Genomic DNA, 869 nt, shown 5'->3' with positions numbered 1-869 from the left:
ACACGTTTAAAGAGGTGTTTGGTTTTGACTCTCTTATCAGGTCACTGGAGGTGACATGGGGAGAGGAACACGGCTGGCACCCACATACTCACGAGCTTTGGTGTATTGATAAGGAAATCAATCGAGATCGCTTGTCGGCATACCTCAAGGCTAAGTTTAAGGCGAAGCGCCACGCGGAGAGGCTTGAACGACTGCTATCAGCGGAGCCGACAGAAGTCTTTGAGGAACTGCTTCTTGAACGTTGGGAGGCTTGTTGCGAAAGGGCTGGGCTGATGCTGAAACCAGACGGCACACCCGTTTCACTCGATGCCTTCCGTCAACATGCGCTTGATATTAAGCATGGTGTGAGCGTTGGTGACTACCTAGCAAAACAAGACGATTCGAGACACTGGGGAGTGGATCGAGAAATGGCTAAAGGTAGCACCAAGAAGGGCAAGAAAAAGGGGATTCACCCCTTTGGGTTTTTGTCTCGTTTCGCTGAAACAGGCGATGGTGTTTGGTCTGGCCGTTGGCTTGAGTACAGCGAGGCCATTGACGGTAAACGCCGTTTATACTGGTCTCCCGAGTTAAAGGAACGAGTTGGCCTTAGCGAAAAAACAGACGAAGAGATTGCAGCGGAGCAAGATGATCATGCTGTGATCGTTTACCAGATGCTCGATGGAGAATGGCGCAAGGCTAGGCACAATGTGCCTCGTGTTCTGGCAGCAGCCGAGGACGATGAAAATCTCAGAGAGGTGATCGAAGAGATTGAAGAGTTGGACTTTTACACGGCAGAGCCAGAAGCGGTTGAGACCCGGACGGAGGGGATCAGCTTCAAGGTCATTCAGGATATTGCAGACGAATTCCGAGAGGAATTAAAACGGGCGTGA

Annotated in this window: 1 protein-coding gene; it reads left to right on the top strand. The window is 50.9% G+C overall.

Going from position 1 to position 869, the window contains the following annotated elements; translation table 11 throughout:
* Nucleotides 1-50: 50 nt before the first annotated feature.
* Nucleotides 51-869: a hypothetical protein gene (locus R7190_RS26340; RefSeq protein ID WP_318137738.1), complete on the top strand. Its 819-nt coding sequence runs from the start codon at nucleotides 51-53 to the stop codon at nucleotides 867-869.

This window comes from Vibrio sp. 1078-1 (genome assembly GCF_033340475.1).
This window is presented reverse-complemented; position numbering and strand designations above follow the sequence as displayed.